Origin of the sequence: Bhargavaea cecembensis DSE10, assembly GCF_000348905.1 — a bacterium.
In the GTDB taxonomy this organism is placed as follows: Bacteria; Bacillota; Bacilli; order Bacillales_A; family Planococcaceae; genus Bhargavaea; species Bhargavaea cecembensis.
This window is the reverse complement of record NZ_AOFT01000021.1, coordinates 22,011-43,910: the sequence shown is the minus strand read 5'-3', so window position 1 is coordinate 43,910 and position 21,900 is coordinate 22,011. Positions and strand designations below refer to the sequence as shown.

The window sequence follows — 21,900 nt, the reverse complement described above, 5'->3', positions numbered from 1 at the left end:
CTTCCAGTCGCGCCTTGCCTTTCGGCTGTTAGCGACTTTACTATCTTAACACCCTCTCTTGTGAGTGTCAAGAACTTTTATTATCGGCCGTTTGGCCTGTCCCTTAAGGACAAGAACTACTATACAGCATAGGGCCGACGGAAATCAAGCCCTTTTCCCAAGACAGAGTTTTCTGATTTTCCGCCCGTCCAATACAAACAATGTAATCCCTGCCAGGACAACGAGGCCACCCACAATCTGCGTCGGGATCAATGTCTCGTTAAAGATGTAGTAGGCAAGCACAGCTGCGCCTACTGGCTCGAACAGGATGGCGATTGAGATGACATTCGTGCTCACATAGCGGAGAGACCAGTTGAACAGGGTGTGCCCAAACAGGTTCGGCAGTATCGCAAGCATCGCGAACCAGAACCAGTCCATCGCCGGATAAGGCCCGAACGATTCGCCCACTGCAATTACATAGAAGAAAATTGCAATCGTGCTCACGCTGTAAACGATAAAGGTATAGGTAATGAGTGAAATCCTCTGCCTTACATCCTGGCCGAACAAAAGATAGCCAGTAATGAGTGCGCAGGCGGCCAGCGCCAGCATATCTCCGAAGAACGCTTCCCCGCCCAGTTGGAAGTCACCCCAGCTGATGAGGACACTCCCGCCAATGGCAATGAGTCCGGAAAGGATGGTTTTCACCGATAGCCTCTCCTTAAAGAAAAGATAGGTGCCGGCAAATGCAAAGATCGGCTGGAGCGTCACAAGGACAGTGGAGCTTGCCACTGATGTGTAATTCAGTGATTCGAACCATAGAATAAAATGAAACGCCAGAAACACACCTGCAATTACTGAAAAAAGCCAGTCTTTCTTGGAAATCAGCTTCACTTCATGCCTGTACTTAAGCAAAAAGGCCGGTGCCATGACAAGAACTGAAAACAGCATCCGGTAAAACGCAGTCACTCCTGCATCCGCAGACACCAGCTTAACGAAAATAGCAGAGAAAGCGAGCGTGATGACGCCGACCATGATGGGTATATACGGATGAATTGGCGGTTTATCCACTTTGTGCATCTTCTTTCTTATATAAAAGTCTTTCCCTGAGTTTCACGGTAGCCCGGGAAGTGAATATAGATTATAGCCTAACAGAATTGGCTCCGTCTGCCCATAGTTGACGGAAAAGGGGGAAGCCTATGGATTACTTGTTCGATACACGGTTGCTTGAGACCGGTGTCCTTTTCAAGCTGGGCTTTTCGGGGTTGCTCAGTCTGGTCATCGGAATTGAGCGTGAGCTTAAGCGAAAGCCTGTCGGACTGAAAACAAGCGTGGTGATTGCTACGTTCAGCTGCCTTCTGACCATCATCTCGATCGAGACCGCCTACTCCACTCCTGCACGCGACGACATCAATATTACGATGGACCCGCTCCGTCTGGCGGCACAGATTGTGAGCGGCATCGGATTTCTTGGTGCAGGCGTCATCCTTAAGCGGGATAACGACAACATTACCGGCCTGACAACCGCGGCCATGATCTGGGGGGCTGCAGGAATCGGGATTGCTGTGGGTGCAGGTTTCTACATCGAAGCGGCAATAGCGGTCGCGATCGTTATGATCGGTGTGGAGTTTCTCCCTCCCCTCATGAACATCGTGGGTCCGAAACGGCTTCGAGTAAAAGAGTACACACTCACCACAGTTGTAATCGGGAGGGATAATATTGATGAACTGATCCGTTGTCTGAGCGAACACAGCGCGGATCCGGAAAATGTCCGGTTGAAGATGCTTAGTAATGAAGATTTCCCGCCAAACTCCCACGAAGTGGAGCTGCGATTGTCCGTACAGCCGAAAGTGAATTCATCCGAAATCTATGGCTGGCTCCATGAACTGAACTACATCCAAACCGCGGAACTGAATGCAACACAATAACCGGAGGTGCACAAATGAAAGAATTCTGGAAACTTCTGAAGCAGGGGAACAAGCCTTCCCTTCTGGCAGCTGTCGTCAATACCTTTATCGCACTCATGAAAGGCGCAGGCTTCCTGTTCACGGGTAATGTGGCGCTCTTTGCTGAAACGATGCACTCATTCGGCGATGCCGCCAACCAATACTTCGTCTATGTCGGTTCCGCCCTCTCGAAGAAGGCACCGACTCCGCGCTTTCCGAATGGTTTCGGCAGGATTGTCAACCTTGTCTGCTTGTTTGCAGTCGTCATTGTCGGCATCATGGCTTACGAGACCATTAAGGAAGGTTGGCACCATATCTTCCACCCGTCCGAATCCAGCGGCTTCTGGATCAGCTTCTCCATTCTTTTGATCGCTACACTTCTTGAATTTTTCGTTCTATATAAAGCCGGCAAGGAAATCCTCCATGATGCCGGCATTAAAGGCGGTCCCCTCGCCCCGGTCACGTCCAGTTTCGTCAATCTGAAGCATGCCCGCCCCGCGACAAAACTCGTCTTTATGGAAGATACCGTTGCTACTGCGGGCGGCCTGCTTGCCCTTATCGCGGTTGTGCTGGCTCAACTCTTCGGACTTGACTGGACCGAGGGAGTGGCCTCCGTCATGATCGGCGCCATGATGTTCTACGTCGTCGGTATCATCTTTCTTGAAAACGCCCGTGGTGCAATCGGAGAAACAGACGAAGAGATGCTTAACCATATCGCCTATCTTCTCGCGGAAGACAAAGATGTCCGCGACCTTCAGAAAGTGGAGGTCATCAAGGAAGGCGAGGCACTTCACGTCGAAGTCGTTGCTGAAATCGACAAGACCCTCTCTTTCGATAAAGTCGATGATATCCGCGATCGGCTGCTTGATCTCATCGCCAGCCAGCGGAATGTTGCGGATGTCACCATCTCGTTTGACGAGGACGATGGCATCAAAACCTGGAAACGCCAAGGCCTTGGCATCAGCCCGACTCCGGCTGACATGAAAAAGCTTCATTAAAATCAAAAGGTTGCCCGGTCTGCAGACCGGGCAACCTTATTTTTCGTTAGAGGCTATTTTGCAGAACAGCTTCAATTTCATCCTTTTCAAGGCCTGCAAACTGGCCAAGCGGAGCACCCGGTGAGGACTTTTCTGCCATCAGGCTAATGTTTTTGTCGTCGATTCCGTAGTCGGCAAGCCGCTCAGGCGCACCGATTGACGACCAGAAGCTGCGGAGCCGGCCGACTCCTTCAAGTGCGGTTTCCTCGGTTGTTTTTCCTTCAGGATCGACGCCGAACACATTGACTGCCAGCTGTGCAAAACGCTCAGGCCGGGTACCTTTGCGGATATTGTACTTCATCCACTCCGGGAAAAGGATCGCGAGCCCGCCCGCGTGAGGGATATCATAGATTGCAGAGACGGCGTGCTCGATATTATGCGTTCCCCAGTCCCCCCTGTAGCCCATTTCCAGGAACTTGTTGAGCGCGATTGTACCTGCGAACATGATGGTGCCGCGGAGTTCGGTGTTCTCCGGATCTTCCATCAGTTCCGGTGCCGTGCGGATGATCGCTCTCAGCACCCCTTCGCACATTTCATCCTGTACGGGCGTGTTGACCGCATTGTTGAAGTACTGTTCGAAGATGTGGGACATCATATCCACGATGCCATAGACGGTCTGGTCTTTCGGAACACTTTTCGTGTAGGCCGGGTCCAGGATAGAGAACTTCGGGAAGTTCTGCGGGCCGCCCCAGCCGTACTTTTCCTGTGTTTCTTCATTTGTAATGACCGATCCGGCGTTCATCTCAGAACCTGTCGCAGCGATGGTGAGGACCGTGCCGATCGGCAGTGCTTCTTCCGGGATGGCTTTCCTCGTAACGAGGTCCCATGCGTCCCCGTCGTATTTCGCGGCACTCGCAATCAGCTTGGAGCAGTCGATGACAGATCCCCCGCCTACCGCAAGGACGATATCAATCCCCTGCTCCTTGCAGATGGCAGCCCCCTTCTCGGCAGTTGTCACGCGGGGATTCGGTTCAACGCCGGGCAATTCGTGGACCTCGGCTCCAATCTCCTCCAGCACGCGCATGACATCATCGTAAACGCCATTGCGCTTGATGCTGCCACCGCCGTATACAAGCAGGACCTTCTTGCCGTATACCGGCAATTCGTTTTTCAGTGCTTCAATCTGGCCTTCACCGAAAATCAGTTTTGTCGGGTTTTGAAATGTGAATGAGTTCATTACTTCCCCTCCTCAAGTATATTTTCGCACGAAAAACCGATGTTTTCCATTGTCCGTCATCTTTCCGGCGCATAAACTCGTGCTCCTGCGTCAATCCTATGGGATGAGGAGGTGCCTCATAATGGAAGCTTTCCGCAAAATCGCTCTTGCACTCACCATCATCGGCGCCCTCAACTGGGGGCTGGAAGCACTGATGGGATTTGATGTCGTCGCTGATCTGGCCGGTGGCAGGGATACCCTGATCGCACGGATCATCTATGGGATTATCGCACTTGCCGGTCTGGTAAGCCTCAGCTATCTGTTCAAGGATGAACCGGAACGGCACCAGCGGGTTGAACAGGACGAGTACGAATGGCAGACACGTCCGCCGGCAGGAATGATGGAAGAGAAATGACAAAAGGGACCGTCCCCGATCCGGGGACGGTCCTGACTTGTTACCTCACGCCCAGCCGCGGAAACGGGCAGCTTCAGCGGTTCTGCGGATGCCGACCATGTATGCAGCGAGACGCATATCGATGTTGCGGGATTTGGCTGTATTATAGACATTTTCAAATGCCTCGGTCATCTTCTGGTACAGCTTCTCATGGACTTCTTCCTCGGTCCAGTAGTAACCTTGGTTGTTCTGGACCCATTCGAAGTAAGAAACCGTGACGCCGCCTGCACTTGCAAGCACATCCGGAACGAGGAAGATTCCGCGCTCAGTCATGATCTTCGTCGCTTCCGAAGTGGAAGCCCCGTTGGCCGCTTCAACGACGATTTTCGCTTTGATGTCGTGAGCATTGCCTTCATGGAGCTGGTTCTCCAGCGCTGCAGGAACGAGGATGTCGCAGTCAAGCTTGAACATCTCGTCGTTTGTGATGGTGTCTTCGAACAGAGTGGTCACCGTCCCGAAGCTGTCGCGACGGTCAAGGAGATAGTCGATATCCAGGCCATCCGGATTATGAAGCGCTCCGTATGCATCCGAGATCGCGATGACTTTCGCCCCGGCGTCGTGGAGGAACTTGGAGAGGTAGCTTCCGGCGTTTCCGAAGCCCTGGATGATGACACGCGCGCCTTCGACTTCGATACCGATGCGCTTTGCCGCTTCACGGATCGAGATGATGACGCCTTCAGCAGTCGCACGGTCACGTCCCTGCGAACCGCCGAGGACGATCGGCTTGCCTGTAATGAAGCCCGGGGAGTTGAACTCGTCGATCCGGCTGTATTCATCCATCATCCAAGCCATGATCTGTGCGTTGGTCATAACGTCAGGCGCAGGAATATCCTTTGCAGGCCCCATCACCTGGCTGAGCGCACGTACATACCCGCGGCTCAGGCGCTCGAGTTCTCCCATGGACATTTCACGGGGATCACAGATGATGCCGCCCTTGCCCCCGCCATAAGGCAGGTCAACGATTCCGGCTTTCATCGTCATCCACATCGACAGCGCACGGACTTCATCAGCCGAAACGCCCGGGTGGAAACGCACTCCGCCCTTTGTCGGACCGACGGCATCGTTGTGCTGCGCGCGGTAACCTGTGAATACCTTGACTTTTCCGTCGTCCATACGGATCGGAATCCGGACTTCCGTCATGCGGATGGGCGCTTTCAGCAGTTCGTACATGCCTTCATCGTAGCCCAATTTATCCAGTGCTTCATGGATTACTTTTTGTGTGGAGGTAACAAGATTTGTGTTCTCGCTCATGGTATTGATTCGCCTCTTTAAATCATAATAGGATGCTCGGCAATATTGTAACATAGTTCAACGGTTCAATGTGGACTCAAGTTCACAATTCATACACACTGATTATGCCGTAAATACCTCGCGGATTTTGCCGAGTGCCCAGTCAATCTCTTGTTTCGAGATGATGAGTGGTGGAGCAAAACGGATCACCGTATCATGTGTTTCCTTGCAGAGCAGGCCGAGTTCTTTTAGTTTCTCGCAGTATGGACGTGCTTCAGTATGAAGCTCGACGCCGATGAAGAGCCCGCGGCCGCGGACTTCCTTGATGTCCGTGTTGTCGATTTTGCTCAGTTCGGCCATGAAGTATTCACCGAGTTCGAGGGCTTTTTCCGCCAGATTCTCTTCTTCAAGCACCTCGAGGGAAGCGATTGACACTGCGCATGCCATTGGGTTTCCGCCGAATGTCGAGCCGTGGGAACCCGGATTAAATACACCGAGGACATCCTTGTCTGCAGCGACGCAGGAAATCGGGAACACGCCGCCCCCAAGGGCCTTGCCGAGAATATACATATCCGGGTCGACACCCTCCCACTCGCATGCGAACATTTTGCCCGTGCGTGCAAGCCCGGCCTGGATTTCGTCTGCGATGAAGAGCACATTGTTCTCACGGCAGAACTCCCGCGCTTCTTTCAGGAAGCCTTCCCGGGGAATGATGATGCCCGCCTCGCCCTGGATTGGTTCGAGGATGATTGCAGCGGTATTTTCATTGACAGCGCCTTTTAGTGCTTCGAGATCGCCGTAATCGATGTGGACGATTCCCGGAAGCATCGGGCCGAAACCGCGCTGATATTCGGGATCGGATGACATAGAAACAGCAGTCATCGTACGGCCGTGGAAGTTGCCGTTGCAGACGATGATTTCCGCCTTGCCCTCTTCGACACCTTTTACATCGTAAGCCCAGCGGCGTGCCGCCTTGAAAGCAGTCTCGACTGCTTCTGCACCGGTGTTCATCGGCAGGACCATGCCCTTGCCGGTCAGGCTTGAGACTTTTTCATACCACGGGGCCAGCTGGTCATTGTGGAACGCACGGGACGTGAGTGTCACCCGGTCTGCCTGGTCCTTCAGTGCCTGGATGATTTTCGGGTGGCGGTGGCCCTGGTTCACCGCGGAATAAGCGGAAAGCATATCCATATACTCATTTCCTTCAGGATCCTTTACCCATACCCCTTCTGCCTCAGAAATGACGATCGGCAGCGGATTGTAGTTTCTCGCGCCGTACTTATCCGTCTGTTCAATGATCTGTTGTGTCTTTGTCATCCTTCTCATCCTCCCTCATATAAAAGGCGGACTCACAAAGAGCAGTCCGCCTTCAGTTAGCTAATAGTATAGACCTTTTCTGGCAATCAGTGCATCTCGGAAACGGTCTTTGCCTGCATGTGAAGTGCAAGATAGTCAGGGCCGCCCGCTTTCGAGTCGGTTCCGGACATATTGAATCCGCCGAATGGCTGATAGCCGACTACTGCTGCCGTGCAGCCCCGGTTGAAGTAGAGGTTTCCGACATGGAAGTCCTCACGCGCTTTTTCGAGATGGAAGCGGTTGTTGGAGATGACCGCGCCCGTCAGGCCATAGTCCGTGTTGTTGGCAATATCAATCGCTTCGTCGAAGTCTTTCGCCTTTGTGAAGGCAACGACTGGCCCGAAGATCTCTTCCTGCATGATGCGGGCTTCCGGGTCAACATCCGCAAAAATGGTCGGGTTGACGAAGTAGCCTTTCGAGTCATCGCCTGTCCCGCCGAGTACCAGACGGCCTTCTTTTTTCCCGATTTCTACATATTCAAGGATCTTGTCATAGGACGCTTTGTCGATAACAGGCCCCATGAAGTTGTTGTAGTCTTCCGGGTCGCCGACTGTGAGTTCTTTTGTCAGCTCCGTCACGCGGTCAAGCACTTGGTCGTAGACATCTCCCACGATCACTGCGCGCGAGCATGCCGAGCACTTCTGGCCGCTGAATCCGAATGCGGACTTGACGATCGACTGTGCTGCAAGTTCAAGGTCAGCATCGTTGTCGACGACAATCGTGTCCTTGCCGCCCATTTCCGCGATGACACGCTTGAGCCAGATCTGGCCTTCCTGGACTTTTGCTGCACGCTCAAAGATGCGCACGCCCACGTTACGGGAACCAGTAAAGCTGACGAAGCGGGTCTTCGGATGATCGACAAGGTAGTCGCCGATATCGCGGCTGGAGCCGGGCACAAAGTTGATGACGCCCGCAGGGAGGCCTGCCTGTTCCATGAGCTCGACAAACTTATAGGCGATCACTGATGTATTGGAAGCCGGCTTCAGAAGAACCGTATTGCCCGTTACCGCAGCAGCAACCGCTGTTCCCGCCATGATGGCAAACGCGAAGTTCCAAGGCGAGATGACGACGCCGACTCCAAGCGGGATATAGTTGAAGCGGTTATCTTCGCCCGGGCGCTGTGCGATCGGAACACCGTCTTTCATGGCGACCATCTGACGGCCGTAGTATTCGAGGAAGTCGATTCCTTCTGCCACATCAGCATCCGCTTCCGGCCAAGGCTTGCCGGCTTCCTTGGACAGGAGTGCCGAAAGTTCGAACTTGCGGCGGCGTGCAATTGCCGCTGCACGGAAAAGAACATCCGCGCGGACTTCAGGCTTCACCTTGCGCCAGGTCTTGAATGTCTCTTGCGCGACCTGCATCGCCTTTTCTGCGTGTTCCTGAGTTGCCTTTGATACATATCCGATGATCTCTTCACGGTTGGAAGGGTTGAAGTTTTCCATTTTCTCATCGGTGTAGATGCGCTCTCCGCCGATGATCAGCGGGACTTCCTGTCCGAGGTACTCTTTAACTACCTCGAACCCCTGCTCGTATGCACGGCGGTTCTCTTCATTCGTAAAGTCCGTAAGTGGCTCGTGTTTGTAAGGAATCAATTGAACTCCTCCTCCTAATTATGTTCGAGACGCTAAAAAAATTTGCGCTCTTTTCGTTTCACACTTATAATAATGCAAAAGATCATTGCGAATTTCAAGTCTAAATCATTTGAAAAACGCAAAAAACTATTTTGAGGTGGACCATGGCTATCGAAAAAGACTCGCTATGGCCCTTCTACGAATTCGCCGTGGAACATGCCGCGCTCGGCATCCACGCCGTTGATATGAATGGAAGGACCGTCATCTACAATGAAAAAATGAAGCAGATTGAAGGGCTCGACCTGGATGACCTTGCAGACCGCAGTGTTCTGGACATGTTCCGGTTTGGCCAGGAGGAAAGCACGCTCATGAAAGTCATCAAAAGCGGAGAACCGGTTCGGAATGTCAAGCAGACCTACTGGAACCGGAACGGACAGGAGATCACCACCGTCAATGACACCTATCCGGTCATCGGTCCGGAAGGGATGATCGGAGCGGTGGAACTTGCCCGGGACGTAACCACGCTGGAAAAGTTCGTCTACCAGCCGCTCCGGACCTATGATGAGACCATATCGTTTACTTCCATCACAGCTGAAAGCGAAGCGATGAAATCCGTCATTGCCACGGCAAAAAAAGCGGCTGATGCGGACCTTCCTGTTTTGCTGACCGGGGAAACCGGTACCGGAAAAGATCTTCTTGCCGGCGCGATGCACAACGATTCGGCTAATGCAGGGAGCCCGTACTACACCCTCTTTTGCCCGGGACTGGACTCCGCTGACATCCACCGGACGATGAAAGCGATCAGCAAAGAAGAGACCTGCACAGTTTTCTGCGACCGGATTGACCTGATGCCGATCAAGCTGCAGGAAGAGCTGCTCAGGGAACTCGAATCCCTCGGTGATGATTCAAGGCAGTACATCGCCAGCATCGGCGGGGATGCTTTCGACCTGATTGCAAACGGGTCTCTATTGAAAGGGCTCTACTATTTCTTTTCATCCATCACGATCTATATCCCGCCGCTCAGAAAGAGGATGGCCGACCTGTGGCCGTTCATCGACGATTACCTGGAGCGCCACCGCCGGCGATTCGGCTCGGCAGTACGGGGGCTTTCCCCCGAAGTCCGGGAAACATTCGATTCCTATACGTGGCCGGGCAATCTGAAGGAAGTTGAACTGCTTCTGGAAGAGATCACTTCACTGCTTACGACGGAGACAGAGATCAACCAGGACCTTCTGCCCCACCATTTCAAGCTGAAAGTGCAGGAGGAATTCTCTCCGGCCAAGCGGCCACAGGACTTTGTCATGAGCGAAGGGCAAGAGTTTCTTCCCCTCGATACTTATCTTCGCGAAGCGGAAGATTATTATCTGACCAAAGTGATGAATGTATTTGAAGGAAATGTCACAAAAGCGGCCCAGGCACTTGGCATGAGCCGCCAGAATCTCCAGTATCACCTGAAGAAAATCCGGAACGGCCAATGAAAGTTGACCGAAATAAAAAAGCAAGGAAGCGTCCGGCTGCTGCCGGCCGGGCTTCCTTGCTTTTTTTGATCATCATTGTCCGGACTGGCGGATCCAGTCCTGGAGTTTATCACGGAGCGTGTTGAATCCGTCCGGCTCACGTTCATCGATACGGTCCTGGAGGGATTTTCTTGGGCGGTCTTCCCGGCGTGTCTGCGGGCGTTCCTGAAGTGCGCGGAGCGAGAGGCTGATCTTTCCTGCTTCCTCATCAACATCAAGCACTTTCACCTTTACTTCTTCTCCGACTGTCAGATAATCATTGACGTCCTTAACGAAACCATAGGTGATTTCTGAAATGTGGACGAGGCCTTGCGTATCCTTGTCCAGGGCGATAAATGCCCCGTATGGCTGGATGCCGGCGACCTTCCCGGTCACGACATCTCCCGTTTGATAATTTGCCATAAATACCGCTCCCAATCGCTTTGATTTACGAATCTGCCATTTGGCCATTGTAAATTATACCATACGGCTGGGCTTACGGCAAAAAGCGGCCGGGGTTACGGGGCGTCCTGGCGGTCTATGAGCCAGAGGCCTTCGGGGGTGTAAGTCATCCATATCTGTGGCTGTTCAAAACCGGAGAATGGATAGACACTCACCGGTGCCCTTAAACCTGTCTCATGGGGATGAATCGTGCGTTCATCGAATGCGAGATTCACCTCATCAAGCGCTTCTGTCAGTCCTCTTTCAGATATGCTTGTAATATGAGCCGGGTTTTCATCTGCAGAAAGCATTTCCATCATGGTGACATCTTTCCTGTCGGCCGCCATTAATGAGAGAGCAGCCACCATAACCGGCGTGCTGTCCGACAGCAGTAACCGATCTTCAGCATCCGACAATTCCCGATATAAAGTTTCAATTCTTACCCGGAAATCAGGGTTTGCAAAAGAACCATCCTCGAAGAAATATTCCTCCGCTTCCGAGCTTCCAGCATGCTTGTCATTAGTGCTTCTCAGGGCAAATTGATAGTTCCCGATTCTCAGAAGGTTATAAGACTTCGACCGCTTCCATCCTGTCTTTTCCATCTCATCGACGATCGGCAACAATATCTTCCCGGAAGGCGACTCCGGGCGGTCGGCCAGCTGCTTCCAGAGCTCTCTCCGTTCCGGCAAAACTTTTCCATCCTCTCCGAACACCCTGCCGCTCTCGCCCCCGAATACAAATTCTCTGAAGTAAGTGGTGGCCATTTCATTCGGCACGTTCCAGTGATCATCCGCTTCCCGGTTAACGGCCAGTTCCTCTAATTCGTTTAACGTTTTCACCAGGTCTTCTGTCGGATGACCCGTTAATCCTTCAATCATTGGCGGCATCCTATCGGCCAGATTGACCACCCTGGCCACTGACTCTTCCAGCCCATCCGCATGTTCACCCAGTGTCGGCAGTTTGTCGGGAATTACATAGACCTGATCACCCATGTACATGACCTTTTCCGACAGCTCATACCCTTCCTGCTCCATTAGCTGCAGGGCATGCCGGAGAGGTTCGGGGTAGTCCTCAGATTTAGCGAAGAAACCTTCTTTATCAAACTTACCATTATCAATAGAAGCCTCTATAAATTTCTTATTTTCCATTAGACGGTTTGATAAGAGCATCTCCAGCTCATTCTTACGAGCCTCGAATAACCGCACGAATTCCCGGCTCTTGTATTGATCATCTTGTATCGGCTGTTCACTGAGCTGCCGGGCCATTTCTGAAGGCAAGTCGAACACATCCAGGATTTCGGAAAATTCCTTTGTCACTTCCTTCTTTGTCGGTGCCTCACCCTTTTGTACTGCACGATCAAGTCTTGAGATGAACATCCTGAATTCCGGCTCCGCTTGCTGAATTGTAATGAAGTCGTGTCTCATCTCCATGTCGGCCGCACCGATCTTTTCCTGGAATCGCTCCTTCTCTTCATCAAACCGGGATTCCAGCTTCTTGACGTAAGCGGCATCTACCGGTCCCGCCCAAGCGGGGAGTATGAATGCCGCAGCGATCAGGAGTCCGACTGCGGCGAGAAGGCCGGCCCCTGGCGCCCACCACCGTTTTCCTTTAGGCCCTTCCGCGTCCTGCTCGCTTAACACCGGCGTCGCCGACTGATCGTCTGCCGGTTCCGGATAGCGGATCCGGCCATATGCTCGCCGCAGCAGGCTGAGCTGCCGGTCGAGATCCCGGTCCGGATCAGCTTCTGTGAGCAACCGGTCCCCCGTCTCCGCTGCCGCCCGTGCTTCATCGGCTGTCATCCGGCATACAGAACCTGATTCTGCCGGGTTGAAATCATGAAGTTTCATTAGGATAAACGGCAGTCTGATCCCGGCAGGCAGATCGCGTATATCCCAATGAAGCTGTTCGTCTTCTTCAAACCGGAACAGATCATCGGGTTCTTTCCCGGCAGGAGTACCTTCAATCATTCCTGCGGCAGTCCTGAATAAGATGATCCGCGGATCCGCTCCTTCGGTTTGTTCTTCCATTGCCTCCCGGATTGCCCGATCTGCGATCTCTCCTACCTTCGTATATGGCACCCCTGCCTGATGAAGGAAGCGCCGGACATTTTCCTTGAGTGATGTCTCCCATTCATGCTTCCCGTAGTCTTTTTCCTCTTCCCCCATTTCACACACCCTTTTCTTTACTCTTCCATTATTATACCAAATCAACCGTATTTTGAATTTTGCATTTCTGATTGGTTATATGGTCGCACTTTCTTTTTGGGCAACATGTTGTACAATGAGGGAATCAGTTTTCGGAGGGATCAACTATTTATGTCAAATCGAGAAAATTGGACTTCTAAGATCGGATTCATCTTGGCGGCAGCCGGCAGTGCCGTCGGGCTCGGCGCCATCTGGAAGTTCCCATATATGGCCGGTACGAACGGCGGCAGTATCTTCATTTTGCTGTTTATCCTAAGTACCTTTATAATCGGTCTCCCGATCCTGATTGCGGAGTTTCTGATCGGCCGGCGGGGACAGGCAGACGTTGTCTCAGCCTTCCGCCGGCTGGCCCCCGGAACGGCATGGCCAATTTTCGGTTTTGTCGGTTTCGCACTGTCCATTATCGTTCTGTCCTTCTATAGCGTAGTCGGCGGGTGGATCCTGTCGTACCTGGTACGCTCAGTCTCTTACCTGTTCGGAGGCGGAAATCCTCAGGACTTCGGATCTCTATTTGACTCGATCATCGCCAGACCGGGTGAGGCACTCCTTACCCAGGCCGTCTTTATGTTCCTGACAATCTGGATTGTGTCACGGGGGATCAAGGGAGGCATTGAGCGGGCAAGCAAATGGATGATGCCGATGCTGTTCATTTTCTTCATCATCCTGGCCATCCGCTCCCTCACGCTTGATGGAGCGATGGAAGGAATCCGATTCATGTTCGTGCCGGACTTCTCTTACTTAAACGGAGAAACAGCCCTTCTGGCACTTGGAATGGCCTTCTTCTCGCTAAGTGTAGGAATCGGCAGCATGATTACATATGCTTCCTATTTGCCGAAAGATGAGAACCTCATGAAATCCGGATGGAGTGTGGCGGTCCTGAACATCGTCATCTCCATTCTCGCGGGCCTTGTCATCTTTCCTGCTGTCTTCGCTTTCGGCGGATCTCCTGCTGAAGGGCCGGGACTTGTCTTTGTCGTCCTGCCGGCCATTTTCGAATCGATGCCGCTGGGCTTCCTGTTCATGCTGCTGTTCTTTATCCTGATGCTATTCGCGACATTGACTTCCAGCATTGCGATGCTCGAGATTACCGTATCGATCGGCATCCGGAACAAATATGAACGGCGCAGAGGCGCAGCGTTTCTTTATGGGCTGATCGTCTTCCTGGTCGGCATTCCAAGCGCTCTGTCATTCGGAGTCCTATCGGATGTGAAGGTGTTCGGCCTGTCTTTCTTCGATCTGGCAGACACAATTGTCTCCAAGTTCGGCATGCCGATCGGCGCATTCTTCATCTCCCTGTTCGCGGGTTACTATCTGTCCCGCCAGATTACTGAAGAAGAACTGGGCGGCTCCGGATTCCAGGCCTCCGCCTGGCGACTCCTCGTCCGCTATGTATGCCCGCTTGCCATCATACTGATTTTCATCTCCACCATCTGGGGCTGATTGAATACAATGAAAAAACCGCCCAATGGCGGTTTTTTCATTTATAGCGGACTTCCCGCCCCATATTTGAGGGCGATCAGCTTATATGAGATATCCATGCAGACCTCATGCGGGATCCAAAATTCATAAGAATGCTCATAGATCAGGCGGATCCGCTCCGCAAGTTCGGACGGATGGGCCGCTTCATGAAGAGCCGCGATGACGTCGGCAATCTCAGTCTCGTATGCACCCGGCCCCTGATCGAATGGGTCCCAGCGTTCGAGAAGATCCGCCGCAAAATGATTGATTTCGATGGTATCCACTGTACTCACCTATTTTTCAGTTCTTTAAAATCATTATTAGCTATAATAGCACAGCCAAAAAAAAAGAAAGGCAGAAATTCCTGGCTGAACTTTGGCAAAGCCGCCGGTGGATGATTTCCATCCGAAAATCCAATCATAAAAACAGCCGGCCTCAATGAGAGGGCGGCTGTTTTGCGTTCCGTTCGGCCAGAATGCGCTGCTCGAGTTCATGCGTCGCTTTTTCCTGCTCGGCGGATTTCTTTTTGATCCAGCGGAAAGCGAGGTAGCAAAGGAACATGCAGACGAGCAATGACGCGACTGCCGGGATATAAAGGGTCTTATCTTCCGGAAAATAGAGGAACGGCATAAGAAGAACCGCTTCCATGATGATTCACTTCCTTGATGTGGATTCCGGGGTCGGGGTTACTTTTTAAGTATCTCGATCGATTGGATGACGACATCCTCAACAGGCTTGTCCTGCGCGCCTGTCTCGACGCCTGCGATCTCATCTACAACATCCAGGCCTTCAACCACTTGGCCGAAAACGGTGTGGCGCTGGTCAAGCCAAGGTGTGCCGCCTTTTTCCGCATAAGCCTCGATAATCTCTTTCGGGAAACCTGCTCCCTCAAGCTGGCCGAGCATCTGGGACGGGACCCGATTTGCCTGGACAATGAAGAACTGGCTGCCGTTCGTACCCGGTCCTGCATTGGCCATCGAGAGCGCACCGCGGAGGTTGAACAGCTCAGGCGAAAATTCATCCTCGAACGTGGAGCCATAGATGCTTTCTCCGCCCATGCCTGTTCCTGTCGGGTCGCCCCCCTGGATCATGAAGTCCGGAATGATGCGGTGGAAAATGATGCCGTCGTAATAGCCGTTCTCGGCATGTGTGAGGAAGTTCTCGACCGTCTTTGGTGCCTGTTCAGGAAACAGCTTCACCTTGATCGGGCCATGGTTTGTATGAATGATTGCAAGTGCTTCATTTTCTGCAGCTTCGTTCACCAGTTGAGGAAACATCGTATCTCTCCTTTTCTCCAAGCGCCGGCGGCACGGAGTATCAGTATCTGTATAAGTGTAACATATCGCCCGGTCTGAAAACGATGAATAAGTCATGACACTTTTTTCGGGTTACGAAATGCTTTATAATGGGCATATTACGGTAAAAAGGACGTTCGATAGATGTCTATACAAAAGCGCAACTTTATCATCATTCTGGTGACCAACTTTCTCGTCGCCGGCACGATGACCATGATTATGCCGTTCCTGTCACTTTACATCGAGACATTCGGCGATCACTCGGATGCCTTTGTGCAGAAGTGGGCCGGCCTCATCTTTGGCGCAACCTTCGTCTCGGCATTTATCATGTCTCCGATCTGGGGACGGATCGGCGATAAATACGGCTTCAAACCGATTCTCATGATCAACGCCTTCGGCATTTCCGTGTTCATGTTCATGATGGGGTTTGTAGATGATGTGTACACGTTCTTCATTCTCCGTCTTGTAATGGGGATTGTGACCGGCTTCATCCCGACTTCCCTGGCATTCATCAGCGCACAGACCGAAAAAGGCCAGGCCGGCAAAACACTCGGCACATTGCAGATGGGAAGTGTATCCGGCACCCTTTTCGGCCCCGCACTCGGAGGCCTGCTCGCGGATTCGTTCGGATTTGAACTGGCCTTCATCATCTCGTCCGCAGCCATCTTCATCGCTGCCCTGCTCGTGACATTCGGGATCAAGGAACAGAAAAAAGAAAAAAAGAACCGCGATCACGTCTATTCCAGGAACACCATCGTCCGTTCCATCCTCAATCACCGGCTGATGCTGAATGTCATGATCATCACTGCATTGATCCAGATCGGAAACTTCAGCATCCAGCCGCTTCTTTCGCTTTATGTGGCCGAGCTGACGCAGGCCGATCAGGTAGCTTTCCTGGCAGGTCTCACGTTCAGTGCCGCCGGGGTCGGCAACCTTCTCTTCGCAAGGATGTGGGGACAGCTCGGGGATAACTATGGGTATGAACGGGTTCTCACAGTACTGCTGCTCCTCACTTTTGTATTTATGATTCCTCAGGCTCTCGTCACGGACCTTTGGCAGCTGATCATCCTGCGTCTCCTGTTCGGTATTTCAATCGGCGGCCTCATTCCGATCACCACCGCCCTGATCCGGAGGGAAGCACCCGTGGATATCCAAGGCGAGGTACTCGGCTACAATACAAGCTTCCGCTTTTTCGGGAACATCATCGGTCCGATGTTCGGGGGGATCGTGAGCGGATTTATCGGGATATCCTCCGTCTTCTATGTTACGGCCTCGCTCTTCCTGATTGCTGTTGTCTCTCTCTACTTCACGCGCAAAAAACCGTCAGAGGACTTCGAGGACGTGCTCGAGCGGCAGGAAATGCTTCACCCCCACTGATCCACTCACGCTTTAGCGAACAGATACGATTCAATCCAGAGAAGTGCCCGGCGGTTGCCGGGCACTTCTTTTTTAGTGATGTTCAAAAAGTTTTCATCATGGATTTTCCGCTGTTATTTTTAAATAGGAAGATCTCCCTAATTCCACAGCAAAAACGACTGAGGGTGCCAGTTTCTTCAATGCAACCGCTTTACGATTGAGTTATAATTAGTCCTGTTACCCATCTATCCTAAACATACTCTTGAAAGGAGGATCATTCTTGATATCCGTGCTGCTGTTATTCGCACCGGTCGCGGCTGCTCTTTTTGTGCCGTTCCTGGCAAGCCGGCTGCGGGGAATTCATACCGGCTGGTTCGTGCTTGCTGTGCCGGTACTGCTGTTCATCTATTACATGGGCTTTCTGCCCCAAGTGAAAGACGGCGGTGTCCACATCGGGGAACTGTCCTGGATTCCGTCCTATGGTATTTCACTTACTTCCTACATAGACGGCCTCAGCCTTATGTTCTCCCTCCTCATTACAGGAATCGGAGCCCTGGTCGTCCTCTATTCAATCTTCTACCTGGATAAGGCAAAAGAGCGGCTCGGCAACTTCTATGTCTACCTGCTCATGTTCATGACAGCGATGCTCGGTGTCGTCCAGTCAGACAACATGATTGCCCTCTACGGATTCTGGGAGCTGACGTCGATTTCGTCGTTCCTGCTCATCGGTTACTGGTACACCAGAGACCGCTCCCGGTTCGGTGCACTCAAGTCGATGATGATTACCGTATTCGGAGGCCTCATGATGCTCGGGGGCTTCGTTCTTCTTTACCTGATGGGAGGAACGTTCTCGGTTCGCGAACTTGTATCTATGGCTCCCGAATTGGCAGAACATTCTCTTTTCACATGGGCTCTGGTACTTGTCCTGCTGGGGGCATTCACCAAATCCGCCCAGTTCCCGTTCTACATCTGGCTGCCGGATGCGATGGAAGCGCCTACTCCGGTCAGTGCGTATCTCCACTCCGCGACAATGGTCAAAGCCGGGCTTTATCTGGTTGCACGCTTCACACCGATTTTCGCTGCATCCGAAATCTGGGTGTGGCTGGTCACTTCGGTCGGGGTGCTCACCCTGTTCTGGGGGTCATTCTTTGCTGTCAAGCAAACGGACCTGAAAGGGATCCTGGCCTTCTCAACTGTCAGCCAGCTCGGGCTGATCATGTCCCTTCTTGGAGCGTCCGCCGCAGCGTTCCATGTGGAAGGCGCTGCCGAAACGATGTTCAAGTACGCCGGCTTCGCCGCAATCTTCCACCTTGTGAACCATGCGGCATTCAAGGGCAGCCTGTTCATGGTCGCCGGAATTGTCGATCACGAAACCGGCACGCGTGACATCCGCAAGCTGGGCGGTCTCATGGCACTGATGCCGGTCACATTTACTATCGCGCTCATCGGTTCCCTGTCCATGGCAGGACTTCCTCCATTCGGCGGCTTCCTCAGTAAGGAACTGTTCCTGACAGGAATGCTGAGCTTGGGAGAACTGGACCTGTTCGCACCTGCTTCATGGGGAACGGTTCTTCTGGTTGTCGCATGGATTGCCAGTGTGTTCACGTTCATCTACAGCTTCTATTTTGTGTTCCGTACATTCACAGGAAAGCACAAACCGGACCTTCTGCCGAAATCAGCGCATGAGGCACCTGCAGGGATGCTCATCTCCCCTGCATTGCTCGGACTGATTGTCGTGGCGATTTTCTTTGTGCCGAACTTCGTCGGGGACTGGATCGTCAAGCCTGCAGTTGCTGCCGTGCAGCCATTCATGTACGGCTCTCCGGCAGATGTTGATGTCCATGTCGCCGCCTGGCACGGCCACATCACGCCGGAACTGATGATGACGATCGGCATCGTCATCGCCGGCCTGGTCCTTTACTGGCTTCTTCCTAAGTGGCAAGGCGCTTACCGTATCTTCCCTGAATACCTGACGCTCAATAGGCTGTACGATTCTACGATGATCTTCGCAGAAACCGGCATGAACCGGCTGTCCAGGTCCTATATGAACGGGCTCATCAGGAGCTACCTGATTTATATGTTCGCCGGAATTGTGATCATCGTTCTCGGATCGATGGTCGTCAAGGACGCCTTTGCCGTATCATTCGAAGGAACAGCGCCAATCGGCCCTATCGAAATCGGACTGCTCGCTGTGCTGGTCGCTTCCGTGGTGACCACGCTCATTGCCAGGAAGAGGCTGACGGCGATCTTGGCACTGGGAGCGGCAGGCTATGTGGTCGCACTCCTGTTTGTCATCTTCAAGGCGCCCGATCTTGCCTTGACGCAATTGGTTATCGAGACGGTATCGGTCGCACTTTACCTGCTGGCGTTCTACCACCTGCCGAAATTGAGCCGTCATGATGAAAAACGGAAATTCCGTGTCGGCAATGCGATCATCGCGGCCGGAGTCGGTCTCATGATGGCTTTGCTTGCCATGTCGGCGTCTTCTCAAAAAGCCCTGCCTTCCATTTCCCAGTTCTATAAAGACACTGTCTATTCGGAAGCGGGCGGCGGCAATATCGTCAACGTGATTCTCGTCGATTACCGGGGCTTTGATACCCTGTTTGAAATCGCCGTGCTGTCCATTGCCGCAATCGGAATTCTCGGCATGATCAAACTCCGTCTCAGCAGAAAGGGGGATCAGCATGAAAAGCAGTGATGTCATCATACAGACAACCACTAAAGTCGTGTTTTTCATCATCTTCCTTTTCGCAATCCACATTTTCTTTGCCGGACACTATACGCCCGGCGGAGGATTCGTCGGCGGACTGCTGACCGCTTCTGCCATCGTCCTTCTGCTGCTGGCTTTCGATATCCGGACTGTCAGGAAGGCATTGCCGTTCAACTATACGGTGATTATCGCGATCGGACTGCTGCTCGCACTCGGAACAGCTGCTGCATCAATTCTTTTTAATGTCCCATTCTTCACACACGCCTATGATTACTTTAACCTGCCGCTTTTCGGCGAGACTTCCCTGCATTCGGCGATGCTGTTTGACCTGGGTGTCTATCTTGTCGTAGTCGGCGCGACGATGAACATCATTCTTTCGATTGGAAGTGATGACTAATGGAAATTCTCATGTCGGTCATCATCGGATTTCTGTTTATGGCAGCCGTCTATCTGATTCTCTCCCGAAGCTTGATCAGGGTCATCATCGGGACCGGTCTGCTGAGCCACGGCGCCCACCTTCTTATTCTGACGATGGGCGGTTTCTCCGGGTCTGCTCCTCCCGTGCTGGCAGACGGGGTGACAGATTTTGTCGACCCGCTGCCGCAGGCACTGATCCTCACAGCGATCGTCATCAGCTTCGGGGTGACGGCCGTGTTTCTGGTTATGGCCTATCGTGCCTATCAGGAACTCGAGACGGACAATATGACTTTACTGAAAGGAAATGACGAACATGATTAACCTCCTGTTATTTCCGGTCCTGATCCCGTTCCTGACGGCAATGATCCTCATGTTCTTCCCCAAACGGGTGTCTGCCCAGCGGACAGTGACAGTGGTCGGGATGATGGCGTCAGTGATCTCATCGGCCATCCTCCTTTATACCGTCATGCGGGACGGCGTCCAGGCCGTGACGCTCGGCAGCTGGCCAGCCCCATTTGGTATCACGATGGTGTCGGATCCACTATCTGCCGGTCTAGTCCTGACTTCGAATCTGATCACTTTGGCGATCGTATTTTATAGTTTCAGGTCCATCGGGGAAGGACGGGAAAAACATTTCTACTACCCGGCGATGATGTTCATGCTCACCGGTGTGAACGGGGCTTTCACGACGGGCGATATCTTCAACCTGTTCGTATTTTTCGAAGTCCTGCTCATGGCGTCCTATGTCCTGATCGTTCTGGGCGGCGAGAAGCGCCAGCTCCGGGAATCGATCAAATACATACTCGTCAACATCGTCTCATCTGCTTTCTTCGTAACGACAGTTGCGATGTTGTACTCCGTCACCGGAACACTCAACATGGCGGACATCGCCGCAAAAATCACCGAAATCGGACAATCGGGCATCCTGACGGTCATCGCCGTCATGCTGATCCTCGTCTTCGGACTGAAAGGCGCGATTTTCCCGCTGTACTTCTGGCTGCCAAGTTCCTATGCAGCCCCGCCGGTACCGGTGCTCGCCCTTTTTGGTGCGCTCCTGACCAAAGTCGGTGTCTATGCCATCATGCGGACTGTGACTCTTCTGTTCCCGCATGACCCTGGCTTCACCCATGAGATGCTCATGATCCTGGCCATCCTCACGGTTGTGGCAGGCTGTATCGGTGCACTTGCGTACTTTGACCTGAAACAGATTGTCATCTACAACATTATCATCGCTGTCGGTGTCATCCTGTTCGGTGTTGCCCAAATGAACATGGCAGGGCTGGAAGGCGCAGTCTTCTATCTCATCCACGACATGTTCATCAAAGCCGGGCTGTTCATGCTGATCGGCGTGATCATCGCCATCACCGGAACATCCAATCTCAGGGAAATGGGCGGACTGATGAAAACCTATCCCGCACTGGCCTGGACTTGGCTGATCGCCGCCTTCGGTCTGGCAGGGATTCCTCCGCTCAGCGGCTTCTTCGGAAAGCTCCTGATCGTTCAGGGCGCATTTGAGGCGGACAACCTCTGGGGCGGAATCATCATCCTCGCCTCAAGCCTGATTGTCCTGCTGTCTGTCATCCGGATCTTCATCCATGCATTCTGGGGCGAACCGAAGCCGGTCAAAGGAACGAGCAAACAAATCTACCGCGGACTGTTCGTCCCTGCCGCGCTGATCACTGCTCTGACCGTCTTCTATGGTGTCGGAACGGAATGGCTGCGCCCGGTCATGTTCGATGCCGCGGAAATCCTCCACCAGCCATCGATCTATATCGATGCGGTGTTAAAGGAGTAGAT

General features: G+C 52.7%; 20 protein-coding genes. 10 read left to right on the top strand and 10 right to left on the bottom strand.

What is annotated here, in order from left to right; translation table 11 throughout:
- Positions 1-144 precede the first annotated feature (144 nt).
- Entirely contained in the window at positions 145-1,047 is a 903-nt protein-coding gene (locus tag C772_RS14405) for a DMT family transporter (protein WP_035002546.1), read from the bottom strand.
- A gap of 128 nt (positions 1,048-1,175) precedes the next feature.
- On the opposite strand from C772_RS14405, the gene C772_RS14400 reads away from it, so the two are divergent.
- Together C772_RS14400 and C772_RS14395 are read left to right on the top strand one after the other, a co-directional pair.
- Entirely contained in the window at positions 1,176-1,904 is a 729-nt protein-coding gene (locus tag C772_RS14400; RefSeq protein ID WP_008301157.1) for an MgtC/SapB family protein, read from the top strand.
- Positions 1,905-1,918: 14 nt separating this feature from the next.
- Positions 1,919-2,920 (top strand): cation diffusion facilitator family transporter, encoded by a 1,002-nt coding sequence (locus C772_RS14395; protein ID WP_008301156.1) that lies wholly within the window; start codon positions 1,919-1,921, stop codon positions 2,918-2,920.
- A gap of 46 nt (positions 2,921-2,966) precedes the next feature.
- Here the strand turns inward: C772_RS14395 and C772_RS14390 are convergent, their stop codons facing one another.
- Positions 2,967-4,136, bottom strand: coding sequence for an iron-containing alcohol dehydrogenase (locus C772_RS14390; RefSeq protein ID WP_008301155.1), 1,170 nt, complete (start codon positions 4,134-4,136; stop codon positions 2,967-2,969).
- A 121-nt stretch (positions 4,137-4,257) separates the two neighbouring features.
- On the opposite strand from C772_RS14390, the gene C772_RS14385 reads away from it, so the two are divergent.
- A complete protein-coding gene (locus C772_RS14385; RefSeq protein ID WP_008301154.1) occupies positions 4,258-4,530 on the top strand; it encodes a DUF378 domain-containing protein in 273 nt (90 codons plus the stop codon).
- A gap of 45 nt (positions 4,531-4,575) precedes the next feature.
- Here C772_RS14385 and C772_RS14380 read toward each other — a convergent pair whose 3' ends face one another.
- The 3 genes from C772_RS14380 to pruA all read right to left on the bottom strand — a co-directional run bounded on the left by C772_RS14380 (position 4,576) and on the right by pruA (position 8,747).
- Positions 4,576-5,820 carry a Glu/Leu/Phe/Val family dehydrogenase gene (locus C772_RS14380; protein ID WP_008301153.1) on the bottom strand — a complete coding sequence of 415 codons (1,245 nt, stop codon included), beginning with the start codon at positions 5,818-5,820 and terminating at the stop codon, positions 4,576-4,578.
- A gap of 102 nt (positions 5,821-5,922) precedes the next feature.
- Positions 5,923-7,116 carry an ornithine--oxo-acid transaminase gene (locus C772_RS14375; RefSeq protein ID WP_008301152.1) on the bottom strand — a complete coding sequence of 398 codons (1,194 nt, stop codon included), beginning with the start codon at positions 7,114-7,116 and terminating at the stop codon, positions 5,923-5,925.
- A gap of 86 nt (positions 7,117-7,202) precedes the next feature.
- Positions 7,203-8,747, bottom strand: coding sequence for an L-glutamate gamma-semialdehyde dehydrogenase (gene pruA / locus C772_RS14370; RefSeq protein ID WP_008301151.1), 1,545 nt, complete (start codon positions 8,745-8,747; stop codon positions 7,203-7,205).
- Between the two features lie 143 nt (positions 8,748-8,890).
- Between pruA and C772_RS14365 the strand changes: the two genes are divergently transcribed.
- Positions 8,891-10,204 (top strand): sigma 54-interacting transcriptional regulator, encoded by a 1,314-nt coding sequence (locus C772_RS14365; RefSeq protein WP_008301150.1) that lies wholly within the window; start codon positions 8,891-8,893, stop codon positions 10,202-10,204.
- A 72-nt stretch (positions 10,205-10,276) separates the two neighbouring features.
- Here C772_RS14365 and yugI read toward each other — a convergent pair whose 3' ends face one another.
- Positions 10,277-10,645: a S1 domain-containing post-transcriptional regulator GSP13 gene (yugI, locus tag C772_RS14360; protein WP_008301149.1), complete on the bottom strand. Its 369-nt coding sequence runs from the start codon at positions 10,643-10,645 to the stop codon at positions 10,277-10,279.
- A gap of 95 nt (positions 10,646-10,740) precedes the next feature.
- Complete coding sequence (locus C772_RS14355) at positions 10,741-12,828, bottom strand: hypothetical protein (RefSeq protein WP_008301147.1); 2,088 nt, start codon at positions 12,826-12,828, stop codon at positions 10,741-10,743.
- Between the two features lie 150 nt (positions 12,829-12,978).
- Between C772_RS14355 and C772_RS14350 the strand changes: the two genes are divergently transcribed.
- Entirely contained in the window at positions 12,979-14,307 is a 1,329-nt protein-coding gene (locus tag C772_RS14350) for a sodium-dependent transporter (RefSeq protein WP_008301145.1), read from the top strand.
- Between the two features lie 41 nt (positions 14,308-14,348).
- On the opposite strand, the gene C772_RS14345 is transcribed toward C772_RS14350, so the two are convergent.
- From C772_RS14345 to C772_RS14335, 3 genes are all read right to left on the bottom strand, one after another.
- Entirely contained in the window at positions 14,349-14,609 is a 261-nt protein-coding gene (locus tag C772_RS14345) for a DUF1871 family protein (protein WP_008301144.1), read from the bottom strand.
- A gap of 151 nt (positions 14,610-14,760) precedes the next feature.
- Positions 14,761-14,973, bottom strand: a complete 213-nt coding sequence (locus tag C772_RS14340; RefSeq protein ID WP_008301143.1) for a hypothetical protein — start codon at positions 14,971-14,973, stop codon at positions 14,761-14,763.
- A 38-nt stretch (positions 14,974-15,011) separates the two neighbouring features.
- Positions 15,012-15,602 carry a peptidylprolyl isomerase gene (locus tag C772_RS14335; RefSeq protein WP_008301142.1) on the bottom strand — a complete coding sequence of 197 codons (591 nt, stop codon included), beginning with the start codon at positions 15,600-15,602 and terminating at the stop codon, positions 15,012-15,014.
- Between the two features lie 162 nt (positions 15,603-15,764).
- On the opposite strand from C772_RS14335, the gene C772_RS14330 reads away from it, so the two are divergent.
- The 5 genes from C772_RS14330 (at position 15,765) to C772_RS14310 (ending at position 21,898) form a co-directional block, all read left to right on the top strand.
- Positions 15,765-16,997, top strand: coding sequence for an MFS transporter (locus tag C772_RS14330; RefSeq protein ID WP_008301141.1), 1,233 nt, complete (start codon positions 15,765-15,767; stop codon positions 16,995-16,997).
- Positions 16,998-17,256: 259 nt separating this feature from the next.
- Entirely contained in the window at positions 17,257-19,674 is a 2,418-nt protein-coding gene (locus tag C772_RS14325) for a Na+/H+ antiporter subunit A (RefSeq protein WP_008301140.1), read from the top strand.
- Entirely contained in the window at positions 19,661-20,083 is a 423-nt protein-coding gene (locus C772_RS14320) for a Na(+)/H(+) antiporter subunit B (protein ID WP_008301139.1), read from the top strand. The genes C772_RS14325 and C772_RS14320 overlap by 14 nt, the downstream gene beginning before the upstream one ends.
- Complete coding sequence (locus C772_RS14315; protein ID WP_008301138.1) at positions 20,083-20,424, top strand: Na(+)/H(+) antiporter subunit C; 342 nt, start codon at positions 20,083-20,085, stop codon at positions 20,422-20,424. Before C772_RS14320 ends, C772_RS14315 begins: the two co-directional genes overlap by 1 nt.
- Positions 20,417-21,898 (top strand): Na+/H+ antiporter subunit D, encoded by a 1,482-nt coding sequence (locus C772_RS14310; RefSeq protein WP_008301137.1) that lies wholly within the window; start codon positions 20,417-20,419, stop codon positions 21,896-21,898. Before C772_RS14315 ends, C772_RS14310 begins: the two co-directional genes overlap by 8 nt.
- Positions 21,899-21,900 lie beyond the last annotated feature (2 nt).

Bases quoted from the DNA above. Each gene is read 5' to 3' on its own strand.
- C772_RS14400 (WP_008301157.1), top strand. From the start codon at position 1,176: ATGGATTACTTGTTCGATACACGGTTGCTTGAGACCGGTGTCCTTTTC.
- C772_RS14395 (WP_008301156.1), top strand. From the start codon at position 1,919: ATGAAAGAATTCTGGAAACTTCTGAAGCAGGGGAACAAGCCTTCCCTT.
- C772_RS14390 (WP_008301155.1), bottom strand. From the start codon at position 4,136: ATGAACTCATTCACATTTCAAAACCCGACAAAACTGATTTTCGGTGAA.
- C772_RS14385 (WP_008301154.1), top strand. From the start codon at position 4,258: ATGGAAGCTTTCCGCAAAATCGCTCTTGCACTCACCATCATCGGCGCC.
- C772_RS14380 (WP_008301153.1), bottom strand. From the start codon at position 5,820: ATGAGCGAGAACACAAATCTTGTTACCTCCACACAAAAAGTAATCCAT.
- C772_RS14375 (WP_008301152.1), bottom strand. From the start codon at position 7,116: ATGACAAAGACACAACAGATCATTGAACAGACGGATAAGTACGGCGCG.
- C772_RS14365 (WP_008301150.1), top strand. From the start codon at position 8,891: ATGGCTATCGAAAAAGACTCGCTATGGCCCTTCTACGAATTCGCCGTG.
- yugI (WP_008301149.1), bottom strand. From the start codon at position 10,645: ATGGCAAATTATCAAACGGGAGATGTCGTGACCGGGAAGGTCGCCGGC.
- C772_RS14355 (WP_008301147.1), bottom strand. From the start codon at position 12,828: ATGGGGGAAGAGGAAAAAGACTACGGGAAGCATGAATGGGAGACATCA.
- C772_RS14350 (WP_008301145.1), top strand. From the start codon at position 12,979: ATGTCAAATCGAGAAAATTGGACTTCTAAGATCGGATTCATCTTGGCG.
- C772_RS14340 (WP_008301143.1), bottom strand. From the start codon at position 14,973: ATGGAAGCGGTTCTTCTTATGCCGTTCCTCTATTTTCCGGAAGATAAG.
- C772_RS14335 (WP_008301142.1), bottom strand. From the start codon at position 15,602: ATGTTTCCTCAACTGGTGAACGAAGCTGCAGAAAATGAAGCACTTGCA.
- C772_RS14330 (WP_008301141.1), top strand. From the start codon at position 15,765: ATGTCTATACAAAAGCGCAACTTTATCATCATTCTGGTGACCAACTTT.
- C772_RS14320 (WP_008301139.1), top strand. From the start codon at position 19,661: ATGAAAAGCAGTGATGTCATCATACAGACAACCACTAAAGTCGTGTTT.
- C772_RS14315 (WP_008301138.1), top strand. From the start codon at position 20,083: ATGGAAATTCTCATGTCGGTCATCATCGGATTTCTGTTTATGGCAGCC.
- C772_RS14310 (WP_008301137.1), top strand. From the start codon at position 20,417: ATGATTAACCTCCTGTTATTTCCGGTCCTGATCCCGTTCCTGACGGCA.